Source organism: Exiguobacterium sp. SH0S2, assembly GCF_004337185.1.
Lineage (GTDB): Bacteria > Bacillota > Bacilli > Exiguobacteriales > Exiguobacteriaceae > Exiguobacterium > Exiguobacterium aurantiacum_A.
On record NZ_SJVB01000006.1, the window covers coordinates 77,696 to 97,124 of the forward strand.

20 protein-coding genes are annotated in these 19,429 nt (G+C 48.4%); 11 read left to right on the top strand and 9 right to left on the bottom strand.

What is annotated here, in order from left to right:
- Positions 1 to 16: 16 nt before the first annotated feature.
- The gene (locus tag EVJ21_RS13755) at positions 17 to 1,516 is read right to left on the bottom strand and encodes a phytoene desaturase family protein (RefSeq protein WP_071398961.1); all 1,500 of its coding nucleotides are present in this window, start codon (positions 1,514 to 1,516) and stop codon (positions 17 to 19) included.
- Between the two features lie 210 nt (positions 1,517 to 1,726).
- Entirely contained in the window at positions 1,727 to 2,206 is a 480-nt protein-coding gene (locus tag EVJ21_RS13760) for a DedA family protein (protein WP_131466262.1), read from the bottom strand.
- A gap of 269 nt (positions 2,207 to 2,475) precedes the next feature.
- Between EVJ21_RS13760 and EVJ21_RS13765 the strand changes: the two genes are divergently transcribed.
- A complete protein-coding gene (locus tag EVJ21_RS13765) occupies positions 2,476 to 3,168 on the top strand; it encodes a response regulator transcription factor (RefSeq protein WP_071398959.1) in 693 nt (230 codons plus the stop codon).
- Positions 3,165 to 4,238, top strand: a complete 1,074-nt coding sequence (locus EVJ21_RS13770; RefSeq protein ID WP_161568959.1) for a HAMP domain-containing sensor histidine kinase — start codon at positions 3,165 to 3,167, stop codon at positions 4,236 to 4,238. The genes EVJ21_RS13765 and EVJ21_RS13770 overlap by 4 nt, the downstream gene beginning before the upstream one ends.
- Positions 4,239 to 4,266: 28 nt before the next feature.
- Here EVJ21_RS13770 and EVJ21_RS13775 read toward each other — a convergent pair whose 3' ends face one another.
- Together EVJ21_RS13775 and EVJ21_RS13780 are read right to left on the bottom strand one after the other, a co-directional pair.
- The gene (locus tag EVJ21_RS13775) at positions 4,267 to 4,887 is read right to left on the bottom strand and encodes an SAM-dependent methyltransferase (RefSeq protein WP_131490727.1); all 621 of its coding nucleotides are present in this window, start codon (positions 4,885 to 4,887) and stop codon (positions 4,267 to 4,269) included.
- A gap of 213 nt (positions 4,888 to 5,100) precedes the next feature.
- Entirely contained in the window at positions 5,101 to 5,718 is a 618-nt protein-coding gene (locus EVJ21_RS13780; RefSeq protein ID WP_131490728.1) for a glucosaminidase domain-containing protein, read from the bottom strand.
- 133 nt (positions 5,719 to 5,851) lie between these two features.
- On the opposite strand from EVJ21_RS13780, the gene EVJ21_RS13785 reads away from it, so the two are divergent.
- Entirely contained in the window at positions 5,852 to 6,298 is a 447-nt protein-coding gene (locus EVJ21_RS13785; RefSeq protein WP_131466254.1) for a hypothetical protein, read from the top strand.
- Between the two features lie 47 nt (positions 6,299 to 6,345).
- Here the strand turns inward: EVJ21_RS13785 and EVJ21_RS13790 are convergent, their stop codons facing one another.
- On the bottom strand, positions 6,346 to 7,839 hold the full coding sequence (locus EVJ21_RS13790; protein WP_131466252.1) for a DHA2 family efflux MFS transporter permease subunit: 1,494 nt from the start codon (positions 7,837 to 7,839) through the stop codon (positions 6,346 to 6,348).
- A 154-nt stretch (positions 7,840 to 7,993) separates the two neighbouring features.
- Here EVJ21_RS13790 and EVJ21_RS13795 point away from each other — a divergent pair, with 154 nt between their 5' ends.
- The 8 genes from EVJ21_RS13795 to EVJ21_RS13830 all read left to right on the top strand — a co-directional run bounded on the left by EVJ21_RS13795 (position 7,994) and on the right by EVJ21_RS13830 (position 15,617).
- On the top strand, positions 7,994 to 8,866 hold the full coding sequence (locus tag EVJ21_RS13795) for a TetR/AcrR family transcriptional regulator (protein ID WP_131466250.1): 873 nt from the start codon (positions 7,994 to 7,996) through the stop codon (positions 8,864 to 8,866).
- Positions 8,867 to 9,012: 146 nt separating this feature from the next.
- Positions 9,013 to 10,026, top strand: coding sequence for a LacI family DNA-binding transcriptional regulator (locus tag EVJ21_RS13800; RefSeq protein WP_131490729.1), 1,014 nt, complete (start codon positions 9,013 to 9,015; stop codon positions 10,024 to 10,026).
- 198 nt (positions 10,027 to 10,224) lie between these two features.
- Positions 10,225 to 11,538 (top strand): ABC transporter substrate-binding protein, encoded by a 1,314-nt coding sequence (locus EVJ21_RS13805; RefSeq protein ID WP_236633539.1) that lies wholly within the window; start codon positions 10,225 to 10,227, stop codon positions 11,536 to 11,538.
- 62 nt (positions 11,539 to 11,600) lie between these two features.
- Entirely contained in the window at positions 11,601 to 12,500 is a 900-nt protein-coding gene (locus EVJ21_RS13810) for a carbohydrate ABC transporter permease (RefSeq protein ID WP_016510553.1), read from the top strand.
- Between the two features lie 3 nt (positions 12,501 to 12,503).
- A complete protein-coding gene (locus EVJ21_RS13815) occupies positions 12,504 to 13,430 on the top strand; it encodes a carbohydrate ABC transporter permease (protein ID WP_173647386.1) in 927 nt (308 codons plus the stop codon).
- Positions 13,431 to 13,454: 24 nt separating this feature from the next.
- Complete coding sequence (locus EVJ21_RS13820; RefSeq protein ID WP_131490730.1) at positions 13,455 to 14,807, top strand: GH1 family beta-glucosidase; 1,353 nt, start codon at positions 13,455 to 13,457, stop codon at positions 14,805 to 14,807.
- Positions 14,808 to 14,898: 91 nt separating this feature from the next.
- Entirely contained in the window at positions 14,899 to 15,159 is a 261-nt protein-coding gene (locus EVJ21_RS13825) for a hypothetical protein (protein WP_071398941.1), read from the top strand.
- Between the two features lie 2 nt (positions 15,160 to 15,161).
- Entirely contained in the window at positions 15,162 to 15,617 is a 456-nt protein-coding gene (locus tag EVJ21_RS13830) for a WapI family immunity protein (protein WP_071398940.1), read from the top strand.
- 107 nt (positions 15,618 to 15,724) lie between these two features.
- Here the strand turns inward: EVJ21_RS13830 and EVJ21_RS13835 are convergent, their stop codons facing one another.
- From EVJ21_RS13835 to EVJ21_RS13850, 4 genes are all read right to left on the bottom strand, one after another.
- Positions 15,725 to 16,273: a hypothetical protein gene (locus tag EVJ21_RS13835; RefSeq protein WP_071398939.1), complete on the bottom strand. Its 549-nt coding sequence runs from the start codon at positions 16,271 to 16,273 to the stop codon at positions 15,725 to 15,727.
- Positions 16,270 to 16,590 (bottom strand): hypothetical protein, encoded by a 321-nt coding sequence (locus tag EVJ21_RS13840; protein WP_071398938.1) that lies wholly within the window; start codon positions 16,588 to 16,590, stop codon positions 16,270 to 16,272. Before EVJ21_RS13840 ends, EVJ21_RS13835 begins: the two co-directional genes overlap by 4 nt.
- A 253-nt stretch (positions 16,591 to 16,843) precedes the next feature.
- Positions 16,844 to 17,482: a hypothetical protein gene (locus EVJ21_RS13845; RefSeq protein ID WP_131466242.1), complete on the bottom strand. Its 639-nt coding sequence runs from the start codon at positions 17,480 to 17,482 to the stop codon at positions 16,844 to 16,846.
- Between the two features lie 615 nt (positions 17,483 to 18,097).
- Positions 18,098 to 19,426, bottom strand: coding sequence for a PTS sugar transporter subunit IIC (locus EVJ21_RS13850; RefSeq protein ID WP_131466240.1), 1,329 nt, complete (start codon positions 19,424 to 19,426; stop codon positions 18,098 to 18,100).
- Between the last annotated feature and the right edge of the window lie 3 nt (positions 19,427 to 19,429).

The following is a 19,429-nucleotide window of genomic DNA, read 5'->3' on the forward strand; positions in this document are numbered from 1 at the left end:
CGAATCCTTTTTATGATCAGTTTTTAACGCCGTCACGCTTCGCGATCTTGTCGCTCACTTGTTGACCGCTCAGTGTCACCATCGGCATGCCACCGCCAGGGTTCACGGTGCCGCCGACGAAATACAGATTGTTGTACAGCTCGCTTTGCTTCTTATGCTTGAAGCCGCCGTTCCGTTTTTTATCCGCGACGGTGCCGTAAATCGCGCCCCGGTCCGATCCATACGTGCGTTCGATGTCATGAGGCGTCCAGACGTCGCGCGTCACCGTGTTGTCTCGTAACCCGTCCAAGCCCATGCGTTCGAGCTTATCGAGGACGCGTTCTTCAAACGCCGCATACTCTTCTGGTGTGAACGGTTCGTCTTGGATGTACGGGATGTGCGGCAGAATTTTAATGTTCTCATGTCCTGCCGGCGCCTGTGTCGGGTCGGTCTTATTGACGTTCACCAAATAGATGGTCGGGTCGTCCGGTAGCTCGTGTTTCTCGAAGATCTTATCCATCTGTTCGTGCAAGTTCTCGGAGAAGAAGAAGTTGTGGTGTCCTAAGGCCGGATACTCTTTTTTGACGCCGAGATGAATCACGAAGCCAGAACTCGCCGGTTCATACTTTTTCACGAGCTTGTCGACATAGTCTTCATCCGCATCGACCATCTTTTGATAGAACGGGATGACTTCCATGTTGGAGACGAAGTAATCGGCTGACCGGAGTCGGCCGTCCTCGAGCTCGATGGCGGTGATCTTCTCGTTGATCGTATGGGCGCGGACGACACCTTGCCCCGTATGGATTTGGACGCCGATCTCCTCGGCGAGTTTCGTCAATCCTTCGGCCAATTTGTGCGTACCGCCTTCGACGTACCAGCAACCTTGAGCGTACTGCATATAAATCATCATGTTGAGCACGGCCGGGGCGCTGTAAGGCGACGAACCGACGTATTTGACATAGTAGGAGAGCATCGTCCGTAAATGCGGGTTGTTGATTCGTTTCGAGATCCCATCGTACATCGTCGACGTCAAGTCAAATCCGAACAACGTCGAAAACAGGCCGGTCTTCGCCACCGCTTCTAGCGGTGATTCAAACCCTTCCTTCAAGTAACTCTTCTCGGTCGTATGGTAGATGCGCTCGGCATAGTCCAATAGTGCCCGATACTCTTCCATGTCTTTATGTGACAGCGTCGGATTGGCGCGCTCCATCACGTCGAGGTCGTGATATAAATCTAATACCGTGCCATCCGGGAAGAACGAGCGCCACTCGAGATCGAGACGTTTGATTGGCACGTAGTCCGCCATCCGCTTGCCGCTACCCGTGAATAACTTTTCAAAGATTTGCGGCATCGTTAAAATCGACGGACCGAGGTCGAAGCCGAACCCGTTTTGCTCGAGCCGATTCACTTTCCCGCCGATATGGCCGTTCTTTTCATATAAGGAAACCTCATACCCTTGTTGAGCGAGAGAAATGGCCGCTGACAAGCCGCCAAGTCCTCCCCCGATCACAATCACAGACTTGTTCACGTTGTTCATATACCGTGTCGCCTTCCTTCCAACATCTATTTTGCATACATTCAGCTTTTAAGTACTTTGCCGTCGGTCGACAGATTCCCTGCCTTGACGAGGAGGGGAAGATGCAATTCTGCACATTCAACATATAAACCGTTGGCATTCGATTCTTCTCCGTATACATACCCGTTTGGATACGTTTGGAATCTGAATGTATGAAGTGAGTGGCGGCCGTTAAAGGGAAAGAATCCAATCTTTCGTTTGATGGAAAATCGGGACGCGTTCAGCTAACTGAATCACGGTGAACCACGCACCGGTATAACCAAGCGCGGATAAGACGTTATAGAACGTATACGTTCGAAACGACAACGAGGTGAATCCGGCGACATAGTGGATCGGGTGGCGCAAACCAGGAATAAAGTAGGAGACAAGAATGACGCGTGCTCCGTATCGTGCATACAGCGCCTCGGCTCGTTTTAAATAACGCGAATCACGTTTTGAAGTTGGGATGAATCGATTCAATCCGCGGCCAATCAAATAAAACCAACTAAAGGCAAACGTGAAGACCATCCAAGTGGATATGAACACGATCCATTCGGGAACTGTCGTCACGGCTGTAATCGTCAAATGGGTGACCATCAAGACGTCATCGGACAACGGTGTAAACATGATACCGATTGCGAGCACCACGTATTGTGTAAGTATTGTTTCCAATCGAGTCACTCCTTCTAACGTCTAGTATGGAGCGATAAGCATAAGAAGTGTTTAGCAGAGTCTTAAGAAATGTTAAGAAGTTCAACAGAATGCGTTGTGATGCGCTCGGTACACTTCATATAGGTATATAACTAAAACGTGAATCTGCATGTTTTTGCCGTTTCACAGGCGAAAGTGTATGGGAAATGTAAAAGATGCTACGCTAGTTGAACAAGATGAATTCAAAGTTCGTCTGTCAACACGTAGTGCACGAAGTGAGGGGGGAGAGAATGCGTCCACAACCGACAATTCTGATTGCCGATGACGATGAGGCGATCCGCGAGTTGCTCGCCATTTATTTAAAAAATGAAGGATACGCCTTGCGATTTGCAAAGACGGGTCAAGAAGTGCTTGACGTCGTCGCACACGAAGCCATCGATTTACTCATCCTTGATTGGATGATGCCCGTCATGGACGGCATCGAGGCCTGTATTGAAATTCGCAAGACGCAGTTCATGCCAATCCTCATGCTGACAGCAAAGACAAGCGATTTGGATCTGATGCAAGGCATCTCGATTGGTGCGGACGATTACATGAAGAAGCCATTCAATCCGCTTGAGGTGACACTTCGCGTGAAGTCGCTACTTCGACGCTACCGGGACTACGGTGCTGACCAGTCGGCCCAGTCCGGCGTGCTCATTTTTGATGACGTCACACTCGATATTCAAACAAGACAATGCACGAAAGGGGACACCTCGATTCGGCTGACACCGAAAGAGTTTGATATCCTCGCCTACTTCATGCGCCATCCGAACCAAGTGCTGACGGTCGAACAGATTTATGAGGCGGTTTGGGGAGAAGACGCGTTTGAAGTCGACAATACGGTCATGGTCCATATCACGAAAATTCGCGAGAAGATTGAAGAGACGCCGCGGAAACCTTCGTACATTAAAACGGTATGGGGCGTGGGGTACCGCCTATGAAAAAGCGACAGTGGGACCGGTTACTCGTTAAATTAATCGGGATTATCCTAATCAACGCCCTCATCGCCACGATTGCGTTTCTAATTATGGGCTATTTGATTAGCTTGTATTATATTCAGAACGAGACCACACCTGATCCGTTGATTTATAATCTTGCTTTCTTAAGCGTGACATTTATTACAATTATCATTTTTGTGATTGGCTTTTCATTGATGACGCGAAAGACGCTGCAAAAAATCACGGATTTATCAAACGAGATTGAACAAATCGCAAACGGAGATCTTGGACGAACCGTTGAAGTGACGGGGCGAGATGAACTCGCTACACTTGCAGAGAGCGTCAACCAAATGTCGAGGCAGTTGCATCAATTGTTCGAGAAAGAACGGTCGCATGAGGAAGAACGAAATCAACTGTTCTCTAACTTGTCCCATGATTTACGTACCCCGTTGACGAGCGTTCGCGGCTATGTTCAGCTACTCCAAACTGAACGGGAATGGACAGATCAAGAGCAAAGTCACTTCAACGTATTACATGAAAAAACGGCACAGCTCGAACATCTTCTCGATCAACTGATGGATGTGAATCGGTTGTATTCCGCACAAGTGACGTTATCGAAACGTCGCTTGAATATCAGCTTGTTGACGAGCCAATTGGTGCACGAACTACAACCGTTGTTTGCTGAAAAGGGATACCGTTTAATCGTGAACATCCAACCGGAAGTCTACGTGGAAGCTGACCAAGAGCAGCTCATCCGTGTCTTTCAGAATTTGATGTCGAATGCGTTAAAATATGCGATGGATGAAAATCCGATTGAACTGACACTGATCCAACAGGGGTCAGTGGTTGAGTGGCGACTCTGTAACGGGACGTCACAACAGACGATCGATGCGATGGATCAATTGTTCGACCGGACATACCGTGTCGATGCATCACGAGGTGAGACACCAGGAGATGGGCTCGGGTTATCGATCGCACGTCAAATCATGTTGCTTCATGAGGGGACGCTCACGGTGTATTCACCGGAAGCAGGGTGTATTTGTTTTCGGGCGCGCTTTGCGCTTCGTATGTAAACAGTTGTCGATAGACACAAACATCGAATCAGCTTTCGCTTGATTCGATGTTTGTGCGTTTTTGACCGATGTATTGAATGATTGCAGATGTCCCTTGATGAAGTATTCCTTCGTGTCGTTCCACAACACCTTCAAACAAGCGGCACGTGTTGAGTGAGCCAGTGAAGGTAGAGAAATCATGCGCTGTGTATAAGAGAGTCTTTTCTTTTGGTCCGCCCGTCCCATAAGCGAGTTGCTCTTCACTATACACTTCTGTCACGAAGTAGCCTCCTGGCTTCAATGCCCGCGTGATCCCGGTAAAGACGGCCGTTTTCACTTCTTTCGGGAAATGACCGTATATACATAAAACGGCATCGTAAGCCTGTTCAGGCCAGTTCGCTTCAGCCAAATCGACGAGACGGGTCTGCAGCGTCACGCCGCGACGTTCGGCCAACCGTGTGGCTTTGTCTAACCCGACTTGCGAATAGTCCCACATTTCGACGTGGAGTCCTTGCTCCGCGAGCCAAACGGCGTTTCTGCCTTCTCCTTCGGCGATCGCGAGAACGGTCATTCCTTTTTTGAACAAGTGCGCTTGTTGCTTCACGAACTCATTGGGTTCTTCTCCATAGACATACTCATCTGTATCAAAACGTTGATCCCAAGTTGACATGTGATGTTCCTCCTTATCGACGGTCGAGCCGGCATGCGATCTCGTCTCTTCATTTTACTCGATGAACAAAAAAAGCATCCGAGCAGATGCTCTGAATGCTTGTTAGCGTTTAAGTAGCAAGACGACGCCCGTTACGAGAAGCGTGAGTCCGCTGAATAACCGTACTTGATTGCAAGTCACTATCGTTCACCCCTATAAGTCATGATCGTTCGTTCATTTTTTGGCGGCCCGGATTTGGGTCCGTCCCATCTCTTTATAGATAGAGAGAATCTCGGTGCCGTAGTTGCCTTTTGGCTGCATCGCCCATTTGCGATGCAAGGCCGGCCATGTCGTCGCAGAGCCTCGTTTCACATAATGGAAGCGCGGGTCGACGCGGGTCGAGTTTAACGCTTCTTTAGAAGCATAGGCTTTCAAATGTTGAATCTGTGCCGTCACGCCTTGGTGCGGGGAGCGGAAGAAATGGCCTTTGACCCCTTTGCCGACTGTACCGATCCCTGAGTAATTGTGCTGCTTCGGAAGGACATCCCCGCCGTAGCGGAAGTAACCTGTCTCTTTCAATGCTTGGGCAAAGGCGACGTCCCCGCGGACGCCTTCTTTTGCGCCGATGATGACGAACAGTTTGGCGAGCTCTTCGACTGTCACGCCATGAAGGCGGACGGTTCTAGGATTTTTCGCTTTCACGTAGTCTGCCATCTGTTGAGGAGTTAAAGTCGATGCTCCCATAATAGCACGATTCTCTTTCTTTGGCGCGGCTTCGGCCGATGTTTCGAAGGTGAAGCATGAAGTTAAAATCAAGATCATAGCTAAGCCAAAAGCGAGCACTTTTTTCATCAAGACATCCTCCGATTCGATTGAATAAACTATACAGATAATACCATATTATTCAGAGGCGCAATCATTAATTTTAGCTAAAAAGGGAACAAAATCCAAATTTGCGTCGTAGATTAGAATTGAGGTGAGGTAAATGGATAAACAACAACGAATTGAAAAGATTCAAATGTATCAAAAGAAATGGATGCCGTTACACGTATCCATCGCCCTGTTTGTCGGGCTATCATTCGGGCTGTTTTTGATGAACGACTCGCTCGGTTACTTGATTGGCTTTTTCGTGGCACTTTCAGCGTTGACGTATATGGAGTGGAGAGAGAGTCGTTATTTGCAGAGCTTGACGAAACATCGTACAGTGAAACGACTCATCCCAAGACCATACGTCATGCGAAGTGTGCAGTCGATGCTTGGCGCGCTCGCTATCTATTTTTTATTTCAAAACGACTTGCCGCTTTATATGTTGGTCGTCTTCGGAATAGTCGTTGGGATGCAGTCTTTGACAGCTCAATACTATGAGCGAAAAATCCGAAAGCTCGATCCGGAGCAGCCGAGTCGGGAGGATATGCGATTTGCGAAAGTTTGAACGACAGAAAAGCCGCCCTGTTCTCACAGGACGGCTTTTCGTATACGCTAATTCGCTTTTTTGAGCGCTTGCTCTTCTTCTTTGAAATCAAGGTTTCGAACATCAACCCGTTTCACAAAGAACGCCAAGATGAGCGCTAGGATGTTCATCCCTAATGCGACGTAGAACGACACTTGAATCCCTGACAGTAGCGCTTGTTGCGTCATCGCACCCATTGCGCTTTCAGTGAGTGTCGACGGATCGACGCCGGTCATAAGTGACTCGGCTTCAGTCCGTGTCACCGAGTTCATAATTGTCACCAAAATAGCCGTTCCAATCGCACCGGACACTTGTTGTGCCGTGTTGTTGATGGCCGTGCCGTGCGGGTTAAGGTGTGTCGGCAACTGGTTGAGACCGTTCGTCATGATGGGCATCATGACCATCGACATCCCGAACATGCGAAGCGTGTACGTCGTGACGATGTACGTATACGTCGAGTCTAGCTGGACGTTGGCGAGCATATACGTCGAGATCGCGGTGATGGTGAGACCTGTGATGGAGAGTAACTTCGGTCCGAACTTATCGAACAGTTTCCCCGTGATCGGTGACATGATCCCCATGATGATGGCACCTGGCAACAGCATCAGTCCTGAATCGAGCGGCGAGATGCCGCGGACGCTTTGGACGTAGGCCGGTGTCAAAATCATCCCGGAGAACATGGCGACCGCGTTGACCATCGCGATGATCGATGCGAGTGCGAACATCGGATATTTATACGCCCGTAAGTCGAGGAGCGGTTTTTCCATGTTGAGCTGGCGGACGACGAACGCGATCAACGCGACGAGACCGACGATCATCGTCGTCAAGACGATCGGGTTGTCCCAACCGTCCGAACTGGCCGAACTGACGCCGTATAAAATTCCGCCAAAGCCGAGCGTCGACAAGACGAGCGACAAGTAGTCGAGCGATTGGTCTTTGTTTTGAACCATGACGTTCTCGGCTTTCCAAACGGCAAGTCCAAGCCCGATGATGGCGAGCGGGAGAATCATCTCAAACAAGACACGCCAGTCATAATACTCGACGATATAGCCCGACAGTGTCGGACCGATCGCCGGTGCCGTGATCATGACGAGCCCGAAGATTCCCATCGCCGTTCCGCGCTTCTCACGCGGGAAACTGACGAGCATGACGTTCATCAAGAGCGGTCCCATCGTCGAGGCACCGACCGCTTGAATCATCCGCCCTGAGAGCAACCAGCCGAACGTTGGCGAGAAGGCGGCAATCGCCGTCCCGAGGGCGAAAATCGCCATCGAGGTGATGAAGAGCGCCCGGTTTGAGAAGCGGGTGATCAAGTAGGCCGATGCTGGGACGAGGACGCCCGTAACAAGCATAAAGCCGGTCGCGAGCCATTGGACGGTCGAATAGTCGGCGATGTCCAAATCGACCATGATCGATGGAAGCGCGACGTTAAGTAATGAGTTGTTCAAGAAGGCGATGAACGCCCCGACGAACAAAACCGCAAGCATGAGGTACGGCGGTTTCTTTTGGAATTCTGGTTTCATACGAGTTGCTCCTTTATTTTCTAAATAGTTATATACTAGTAAGTGTCGATGTGATGATTTTATACCCATCGTATAAATAAATCAACAATTTTGTACCGGTAGTTCAAAATGCTATACTTAGGGTACAAACCAAACAGAACGGAGTAATCAGTATATGAAAGATAAGAAACGAAAAGTCGCCGATGTTGCCATGACGTTGTTCATCGAAAACGGGGTACAACAGACATCGGTTCAAGAAATCATCGAGCGAGCCAATATCTCAAAAGGCACGTTCTACAACTACTTCGCCTCGAAGACGGACTGCGTCGCCAACATCCTTGAAAACTTGCGTTATGACGCCGGCCAGCGTCGTATCGAGATGCAGATGGGACGGGACAAGCGCGATAAAGATGTCTTTATCGAGCAGATCTCGATTCTCATTCAGTTAAATGAGGAACGTAATCTGTACGCCTTGTTCGAGTCGATCATGTCGGCGAACGAGCCTGAATTGAAAAAACTCGTCTTGCAGCATCGCGTCTACGAGATCGAGTGGCTCGCGATGCGACTGACGGAAATCATCGGCGAACCGATTCGTCCGTATTCGATCGAATTGACGATTCTATTCAACGGAATGTTGCAACACGTGCTGTTCACGCTGCGCATCACGAACACGGCTTACTCGATCCAGAAACTTATCCGTAACTTGTACGAGTACGTCGAGCTGATGGCAGCACGGATGGTCGAGACCGGTGAACATATTTTGAACCCGGTCACGGTCGATCAAATGCGGGGGACGACGGATAAAAACTTGGTCACGAAAGAAGAGTTGGTCGAGATGGCAGAGCGGATCCAAAAGCATGTTGTGATGACGGAAGAACAAGGGGATTTATTTGAGGCGATCACGTATGAACTAGATCAAGATCGGCTTCGGAAGATTGTTCTTGAACAGTTGCTTAAACCATTTCAACGTCTATTTAAAGGCGTGACCGGCGAGACCGAGGTACAAAAATTTACGAATCTTGTCTGGTTGTACACACGGACACATTGACGACAAAAACTTTCCTGTTACTGTTATATAGAAGAAAGACGTCATAAAAATAAATCTCAAAATATTCCACGAAAAAGAATTGATTCCTACAAATTCATGCGCTACAATCAAGTTACCGAAAGCGCTTTCGGGAAGAGGAGACTGACATGGGTACGATCTATGATTTAGCAAAGAAAACCGGCTTTTCGATTACGACCGTCTCTAAAGCGTTGAACAACTACAAGGACGTGAGCGACAAGACGAGAGCCAAAATTTTAAAAGCTGCCGCCGAGATGGATTATCTTCCAAACGCACACGCCCAGTCGTTATCGACGAAGAAATCGTGGGCGATCGGAGTCATGTTCTCGGAAGCGAACGAAGTCGGAATGAAACATCCATTTTTTAACGGAATCATTGAAAGTTTTCGTCACGCGACAGAGGAACAAGGCTATGATTTGATCTTTGCCTCAAGGAACCTCCGCCAGCGTGACATGAGTTATCTCGAACACTTCAAACACCGCGCTGTTGACGGTATCGTCGTCATCTGCTCGGACCGGATGGATGAGCAAGTTCAAGAACTCATGCAAAGCGACATCCCGATCGTCGTCGTCGATATGGACAGCGCGGATTGTAGCGTCGTCTATTCAGACAATATCGCGGGTGCACGTTTAGCCGTGAACCACTTGTACGAACTCGGTCATCGCAAGATCGCACATATCGCCGGTGACAGAACGATTGACGCCGGTGCGGCCCGAATCAAAGGGTACGAGCTCGCCATGCAGGCACTCGATCTTCCAATTGAGCCAGGTTATCTGATCAACGCCGGATTCTTTTCAGTCGAAGAAGGTAAACAAGCGATGGAGAAGCTTCTAAAGCTCGAAACCCCTCCGACCGCAGTATTCGTCGCGGGTGACCAGATGGCGATTGGTGCGATTGAAGCCGTCCATGAGCACGGTCTCCGGGTACCGGAAGACATCTCGATCATCGGTTACGATGACATCGACATGATCAAGTACATCACGCCGAAGCTGACGACGATTCGTCAAGATACGGACGAGATCGGCGAAGCAGCGGCCGAGTTGTTGATTGAACAGATGACCGCTAAAGAACGACTCACAGAACGTCGAGTCATTCCGGTCAAATTGATCGAACGCTTGTCATGCGCACCGGTCAAAAACTAAAGTAGTCCCGATGATATTTCGAAGTCGCTCTCTCCCCTTTAACCGGATAGAGGGAAGAGCGCGATTTCGAAAGTCATTCCCAAAAAATCGAAATCGCTTTCGATATTTTATTTCGACATTTCCGAAAGCGCTTTCGACAAATTATTACCTCTTCTTGCAAACGCTTTCTAAAAAAACATTAAAAGGATGGGTTCACACATGCGTAAAAAATTAGTCAGCTTACTTTCAATCGGAGCACTATCAGTCGGCGTCTTGGGCGCGTGCTCAAACGACGAAGGAACTTCAGGTTCTGAATCAGGTTCTAAAGACGACGTTCTAAAAGTTTGGTCGTTCACAGATGAGCTCAAAGAGCCAATCAAAACGTACGAAGAGCGCAACGGCGTCAAAGTCGAATTGACAATCGTTCCAATCGCCGACTATCCGACAAAACTCAAGCCAGCACTTGAAAGTGGCGTTGGGGCACCAGACGTATTCACTGGGGAGATCGCGTTCCTTAAGCAATGGGTTGACGCAGGCTACTGGGAAAACCTTTCGGAAGAGCCGTACAACGTCAATGAAATCGCGGACGACTACATCCCGTACGTCTTTGACCTCGGTAAAGACAAAGAAGGCGATGTGCGTGCCCTCTCATGGCAGACGACTCCAGGTGGTGTCTACTACAAACGTAGCCTAGCGAAAGAAGTGCTCGGCACAGATGACCCGACTGAAATCGGAAACATGATGAGCTCGATGGACGGCGTCTTCGAAGTTGCTGAGAAGATGAAACAAAAAGGCTATCGCATGTTCCCAGATGAAGGCGCGATCCGTTGGTTCTCACAAGGCGCAAACCCTGAAGCATGGGTAAACGACAAGAACGAACTCGTCTTGACACAAGACAAGATTGACTACATGGACTACGCGAAAGAGCTTCGTGAGAAACAATACACGGCACTCGCTCCAGAATGGTCACCATCTTGGTTCGAAGGTATGTCTAAACCAATCAAAGTTAAAGAAGGCGGCAAAGAAGTCGAAACACAAGTCTTTTCGTACGTCCTCCCAACATGGGGTCTCCACAGCGTCTTGAAAGACAGCGCGAAAGATTCAGCCGGTGACTGGGCAGTCACGAACGGTCCAAGCCCGTACTTCTGGGGCGGCACATGGCTCGGAGTTTACGAAGGATCGAAAAACAAAGAAGCAGCATACGACTTCGTTAAACTCATGACGCAAGACGAAGAGTTCTTGACAGGTTGGGCTGAAGAGACTGGTGACGTTCTTTCTTACAAACCGGTCACAGATAAGATCAAAGACGATTTCAGCGACGAGTTCCTCGGCGGACAGAACAACTATGAATTCTTCCTCGACCAAGCTGATAAAATTACACCAGGGATCGTAACGAAATACGACCAGCAGCTCGACACACTCTACGGCGCGTCTGTCCTCCAATACGTTGAAGGCAAGAAGTCGAAAGACGAAGCAATCGCAGAGTTCAAAAAACAAGCGAAAAACGCTTACCCAGACATTACAGTTGACTGAAGCAAGCTAACCCGTGGGGGGGATTCCCCCCTAAAGGGTTGCTATGGAAGGAGTAACACGACGTGAAAAAACTTGACCGTTACGGCTATGCGTTTATTGCCCCATTTTGGGTCGTCTTTTTGACATTCAGTATCTACCCGGTCTTCTTGACCCTGTACTACAGTTTCACCAACTATACCGGCAGCCCGGGTGAAGAGGTCGTCGGTTTCGCGAACTACGCGCGTTTGTTGACAGACACATACTTCATCGAGGCGTTCGTCAATACGATTAAGATTTGGGGAATAAACTTTGTCTTGCAAATCGGTCTCGCACTGGCTCTCGCGCTCTTGTTCTCAGATCTTCGTTTGAAATTGAAGGGCCTCGCGTTCTTCCGTTCATTCTTCTATCTTCCTAACTTGATCACGATCAGTTCGGTCGCACTCTTGTTTGGAATCTTGCTTGACTGGCAGCACGGATCACTCAACATGATGCTCTTGAAACTCGGCATTATCTCAGACCCAATCAATTGGTTATCGCAACCGGTGACGGCACAACTGTCCGTCTCACTCATTTTGACATGGATGTGGTTCGGTCACTCGTTCATCATCGTCATGGCCGGTGTGTCGGGGATTTCGCAAGACTTCTTCGAAGCTGCCCATATCGATGGCGCGAACCGTTGGCAGATGTTCACGAACGTCACGGTGCCACTGCTTAAACCGATTCTCTTGTATATCATGATCACATCGCTCATCGGTGGCCTTCAACTGTTCGACCTTCCGCTCTTGTTGACGGATGGAGTCGGTGCGCCAGATGGATCACTGAACACGATGGTGCTTTACTTGTACAACCAAGCATTCAAGTATAACAACTACGGCTATGCATCAGCGGTTGCTTACGGCTTGTTCTTGATCACGCTCGTCTTCTCGGCGGTCGTCTTCAAAGGCATGTTCCGTAAAGAGCGCGCTGCGCAGAAGGGAGCATAACCAATGGAACAAAATGCAGAATCACGGCGTATGCTCGCCGACAGCGAAGTACAGCCGCCGCGCGAGGAGAAACCTCTCCGCGTGGAGCCGCCAAAAAATAAGGTCAAAAAGAAACGGTTTAGCCGTGGCTTGATCTATACAGGCTTGGTCATCTTGACGATTATCTGTTTCATCCCGTTCCTCATGATGCTCGTCAACGCGACACGGACGAACGGAGAAATCATGACCGGTTTCTCGCTCATCCCAGGGACATCACTACTCGATAACTATGCGATTTTGAGCGACTACATCAACATTTGGACCGGATTTAAAAACAGTTTGATTGTTGCAGTGCTCGTGACGTTACTCTCGGGTTACTTCTCGGCTATGACTGCGTTCGGATTTTCGTTCTATGAATTCAAAGGAAAAAATGTGATGTTCATCTTCATGCTCGTCATGATGATGGTCCCGGGACAACTCGGACTTATCGGTTTCTACGAGATCAGCAAGACGCTCGGGATTCTCGATTCGTTCATCCCGCTCATCATCCCGTCGATCGCGAGTCCGTTCGTCGTCTTCTTCATCCGCCAGTACACGCAAGCGACGCTGCACGTCAGTATGATCGAAGCAGCGCGGATCGATGGAGCGAGCGAGCTTCGCATCTTCCATACGATCGCGCTTCCGATGATGATGCCAGCTGTTGCGACGATGTCGATCTTCACGTTCATCGGCTCGTGGAACAACTACTTGATGCCGCTCGTGCTCTTGTTCTCACCAGAGAAGTACACGTTGCCGGTACTCATGGGCTTCTTGAAAGGTTCGCAAGTCGCCGAAAACCTCGGCGCCCTTTACCTCGGTATCGCGATTTCAGTCGTGCCGATCATGATCGCCTTCTTGTTCTTGTCGAAATACATCGTCAGCAGTATCTCGGCTGGTGCGGTCAAAGAATAACTAGACAGAAAAGAGGAATTGACTATGCAGTTTAACAAAGACTTTGTCTTCGGAACGGCAACTTCGTCTTATCAAATCGAAGGCGCCCAAAACGAAGGTGGGCGTACGCCGTCGATCTGGGACATGTTCTGCGACATCGACGGACGTGTGTTCGAAAAGCATAACGGTGACGTCGCTTGCGACCATTACCATCGTTATGAAGAAGACATTCAGCACATCAAAAAGCTCGGCGTTGACACATATCGCTTCTCGATCGCCTGGCCACGCATCTTCCCGGCCAAAGGTGAGTTCAATCCGGCCGGTATGGAATTCTACAAGACGCTTGCGACGCGTCTCCGTGAAGAAGGCATCAAGCCGGCTGTCACGCTCTACCATTGGGACCTCCCGATGTGGGCCCATGAAGCAGGTGGCTGGGTGAACCGCGACTCGGTCGACTGGTTCCTCGAGTACGCGAAAGTGTGTTTCGATGAGCTCGACGGTATCGTCGACTCATGGATCACGCACAACGAACCATGGTGTGCCGGCTTCCTCGGCTACCATGTCGGTGTTCACGCACCGGGACATCGTGACATGAACGAAGCGGTCCGCGCCGTGCACCACATGTTGCTGTCACACGGTAAAGCAGTTGAATTGCTCAAGAACGACATGAAGTCGACGACACCGATCGGCATCACGCTCAACTTATCACCGGTCTACGCGAAGACGGACTCGGCGAACGACAAACTCGCTCAGAACAACTCGGACGGGTACTCGAATCGTTGGTTCCTCGATCCGGTCTTCAAAGGCCAGTATCCGGTCGACATGATGAACTTGTTCTCGAAATACGTTCACTCGTACGACTTCATCAAACCAGGTGACATGGAGACAATCTCGACAGAGTGCGATTTCTTTGGCATCAACTTCTACAGTCGCGGACTCGTCGAGTTCAGCGCAGCGAACGACTTCATGACAGTCGCCGCTTACTCCGATTACGACAAGACGGGCATGGGCTGGGATATCGCCCCGAACGAATTCAAAGACCTGATCCGTCGCTTACGTAACGAGTACACAGATCTTCCAATCATCATCACAGAGAACGGCGCAGCGTATGACGACGTGCTTGAGAACGGCGAAGTCCATGACGATAAACGGATCGACTACGTCAAAAAGCACCTCACAGCCGTATCTGACTTGAACGACGAAGGCATGAACATCGCCGGATATTACCTCTGGTCGCTCATGGATAACTTCGAATGGAGCTTCGGTTACGAGAAGCGCTTCGGCATTCTCTACATCGACTTCGAGACGCAAGAGCGCGTCTGGAAAGATAGTGCGAAATGGTACGCCGGCGTCATCGAACAGCATAAAGCAGGTCACGCCGACAGCGTCGAAGCGTAACCAACAAAACAGCCAGTCCCTGCCGATACGGGGATTGGCTGTTTTTGTGTGGAACTTATTCAAGGGGGGAACGTATAGAAGAGGACAACGAATGAAAGGGGCGGTTCAGATGAAACGCGAGTATGCGACATACGAAGTGACAGGTTACGACGATAAAGGGAAAATCAAGTTCATTCACTTGAAGGAAGGCGAGTTCGTCTTACCGGTCGAGATTAAAGGCGACGACTTGACGAAAATCAAGAAGATGATGGAGCTCAATCCGGGGGTGACGGTCATCGTGCATGCGGCCGTCGATCAGAAACGGATGCGTCTACAGGAGATTGACGGCTATTCACTGCGAAAGGACGGATAACGATGCCGATTGCGAAATTGATGTCGCGTGACGAGACGATGGATGTGACAATCGAGAGTTACGCGTACGCCTATTCAGACGCCGACAACATGCATGACGCGTCGTGGCATCGGAATTGGGTCGGGCTCCATACGCCTGACCATCGCATCACATTCGACGACATTATGCTCGACAGTTTGCTCGTGGCGCACTACATATCTGTGTTCGAGTCGTTTGTAGCGGGCGACGTGCAGGAAGTCGTGTTCGCGCCGACAGAACCGTTCATCAGCGTGACGTTGACGAGACGGGACGCGGATGGGGATGAAGTGAGCGTACGAGGTATCTTGGAACATCCGCTCGAGGACGAGGCAGAGGAGATTGATTTTGAATTTGAGACGTCCATAACGAATGTGGACAACTTCTTAAAAGGATTACGGGACATCGCAACTGATTTTCCAGTACGGGGGCCAATCAAGTAAAATCCATCTGTCTAGACGACAGATGGATATTTTTATGCGTTCGTTTTTTAATCGCTAAAATAAAATTTAAACGATTAAAAAAGTTTGTAAACAACAAATGGCTCGATTTAGCGGCTAATACGACGAACCCGACGCAAAATCTCGAGTTTCGATACGTTTGGATACTGTTGTTGGATGGTCTCGACACAGTCGGGTACGGTCGCGGTCCGTAACATCTGAACAATTTGATGATCGAGGGAATCGTTCGGTGCAGTTCCCGCTTTGCCCGGTGAATCGTTCCGAAGCCAAAGATGTGCCCCAAGCCAATGCACGAAAACAATCACGCTCATCGTCAGTGGTGACAACGCGACATTCGGGAATAACCAGGTCACGCTATATAAACTACCGGCACTTGTCGCAAGATGACCGACGGCGCGTAGGAACGGCAATGCTCGAGTGTAACGAAGTGACGCGAGGACAGCGCCGAAACCGTCGATGAGGAGTCCGAAGCCAAAAGATATGCTATAAAAGCAACATAATGCGATCAAAAGGGAGAGCGGTGCGGGCAAGCTCCTTTCGAGCAGCCAGATGAGTCCGATATCAAGTAAAAGCAAAGGAAGGACGAGGAGGACAAGAAGTCCTCCGACGATCCCTCCTGACTGTAAGAATGATTTCATGATTGCGACTGATATCGGCCAAGTGCAATGAACGCGCATACGATACAGACCATATGCAACGCAATTCCGATGAGCATGGCGTATGGGACGATGGATTTAAAGCCGAGACCGAATGCGAGTGCGGCGCTCGATAAGATCATGAAGCTCGGCGTATAATTGCGTGTTTCCGCTTGCTTCTTTTTAGAGACTGTAAAGTATCCCGCGACGAGTAAACAGACAGGTACTAACAAGATGGGATAGACAGACTGTAGTGCTAACCCGACTAATCCGGACACGCCAGCGAGAACAGCAAATAGGGCAGGATAGTACACTTCCACTTTTCCAACTCCTTTACTTTTTTCCCTAAATATAACAGCCCTTCTCTGTGATGAGAAGGGCTGTCGTTTTTGTTACAGGTCGATACTTGGTTTAAGTATATAAAGCGGACTTATTAAAGCAAGAAATTATGTTTCTCAATTTACGTATTATGTAGAAAAGAAATTAAGTATTTAATTTATACTCATGAGTTAAAAAGAAGGAGAATAAGGAAAAAAGATGTAGGAAAGTAAGATTACCTCCCTACAACGGAAGTTAGCTAAAAATTTTACAAGCTGCTTTTTTACTACCATATTTTTCGACAAGCGTTTGGAAAACGTATCTGCAGGCAAGAGCAGCTGCGCCTGCTCCAAATGGACCAGCCACTCCGAATCCTATTGTACCGGCCGCTGCTGCACAAGCAACATAGCTAGAGAAAATACAGGCCCATTTGTAAGCTGTATTACTATTACTTTTTGCATTTATTTGATGTGAGACCTTGCCAGTCTCGTTTGCAACTTGCGAAGTGAATTCATGGTGAGAATTATTAAATGAGTCGATAGAATATAGTTCGAATTTCGCATCTTTTGAATCATGACTCACATAATATTGAATACTGTAGTAAGTGATGTGATCTTTTTCAACGTACAAGTTATAATATTTATTTTCTGATGAATTGAATATGTTAATTACACCAGATTTGACACTTTCATCTAACCAATAAGAAGAGATAATGTCATTGGGATCTTGATGAATCAACTCAAAAATTTGTTCATGATTCTTGATGTCATTCAAGTTTAAATGCTGATTTGTAGCCCCAGAATGTTCAGCGGCATTAACTGAAAGTGAAAAAGAACCAAACAAAAGTAATAGAGTACTCATTACAAGTGTAAATTGCTTATAAAACTTTTTCATAAGTTTACGTTACCCCCTTTTAGTGTTAAATTAAGTATATAATAAATATTAAATGGAATAAAGGAGGGATTTAAGTGAAAATGTACCACAAACTCACTTATACACAAAAATTTAAGAGAACATTGTATGCAGGGTTACCTATTCTTATCTTTCTTACTTTGTTCATTTTTTTGACAGTAACCTCGCCTCTTGAAAAAATATTAGTACCGCTTTTATTATTAATTATGTTTTTGGCTCAGTTGCTATATACTTATAAAAAATCTCAATCTGAACACCAAAAATGGGATTAATCAAATTTGTTAAAAGAATATTTACTGCGAATGACTTTCAATAAGAATAGAATATGGGCTTATATTGAGATTTATAACCTATTCTGATTTTGTTTTAATGAACTATAAATTAAGTAGAACACTCCGAAGTGAATACAAAACGCTAATAGCGATAGCCTGGTGTAGAATGAAATTACTAAATTGGTATTCGATTCGTAGATGACCATTGACGAAACGGAGGAGCTTGATTTTGAGTTCGAGACGTTGCAAGGACGCTCAACGTTCATAGACATTTTCCTAAATATAACAGCCCTTCTCATCGTTGAGAAGGGCTGTCGTTTTTTACTTAGGCTGATGCTTGGTCTGATTCTTCTTGTGCTTTCAACTCTTCACCGTACGAGACGCGATCTTGCATGCGGACGAACGGGAGGTAGATGGCTACGGCCATTGCGATCGTGACGATCTGCAAGAGCGCTGCACGCCATCCGCCGATTAAGAAACCAGAGATAATCGGTGGTGTCGTCCACGGCACCTGAAGTGCGTTGAACGGATCGACCCAGCCCCAAAGGATTGAGAAGTACACCATGAACGATGCGATTGCAGGTACGATGACGAACGGTACGAACATGATCGGGTTGAACACGATCGGCATCCCGAAGATGACCGGCTCGTTAATGTTGAACAAACTTGGTGCAAGCGAGAGCTTACCGAGCTGTTTCAAGTGAGCCGAACGGGCGACCATAAGCGTAGCGATGATGAATCCGATCGTGATTCCTGAACCACCGAGCTTCGTGAAGACGTCGAGGAACTGGATTGTAACGATTTTTGCGTTCTCACCGGCAACAAGTGTTTGGCCTGAGTCGATGAGCGCTTGGTTTTGAAGCGCGTTTGCTGTAAGGAGTGGCCCCATGATACCCATGATGATTGCGGCACCGTGAATTCCACACCACCACATGACTGACATGAGAACCATGATGATGACTGCTCCTGCGAGCGTGTCTGTCAGGTTTTGAAGTGGTGCTTGAAGCACGTCATAGACGACTTCTGTGAACGTACGCTCTGCAACCGCTTGGAAGACAGCGAACGTCACAGCAGCAAGTGCGATGATCGCAAGACCAGGAACGAGTGCCGAGAATGAGTTCGAAACACCAGGTGGGACACCGTCAGGCATTTTAATGCTGATCCCGCGTTTGATGAATTGCGAATAAATGAATCCGACGACTAAACCGACGACGATGGCAGCGAGGACACCTTGTCCACCTGTCCATACTTTCGGGATGACTCCGTTGACTGCTTCTCCTGATTCAGAGAGGACAGATGCTTGTGTGATGATCAAGAACGAGATGATTCCGAGGATACCAGCTGGTACGCCTTCGATTTTTTCGTTTTTGACGTACGAGTAGGCGATTCCGAATACCCCGATCAAAGCGAGGATGTCAAACGTCGCACCGACGACTTGCGTGAGTGGGAGCGTCCAATCGGCTCCGAACAATCCTGACATGAACTCGGCCCAACCTGGAATCGGTAACGCCAAGATCAGTAGGAACAGCGAACCGATGATCGTCATCGGCATTGTCAGGATGAACCCGTCCTTAATTGCAAGGACGGGCTTTGCGTTCGCAAATCGAACGAAACCTGGTGTGAACTTTTCAAATACTCTTTCTAAGCGGCTCATGGG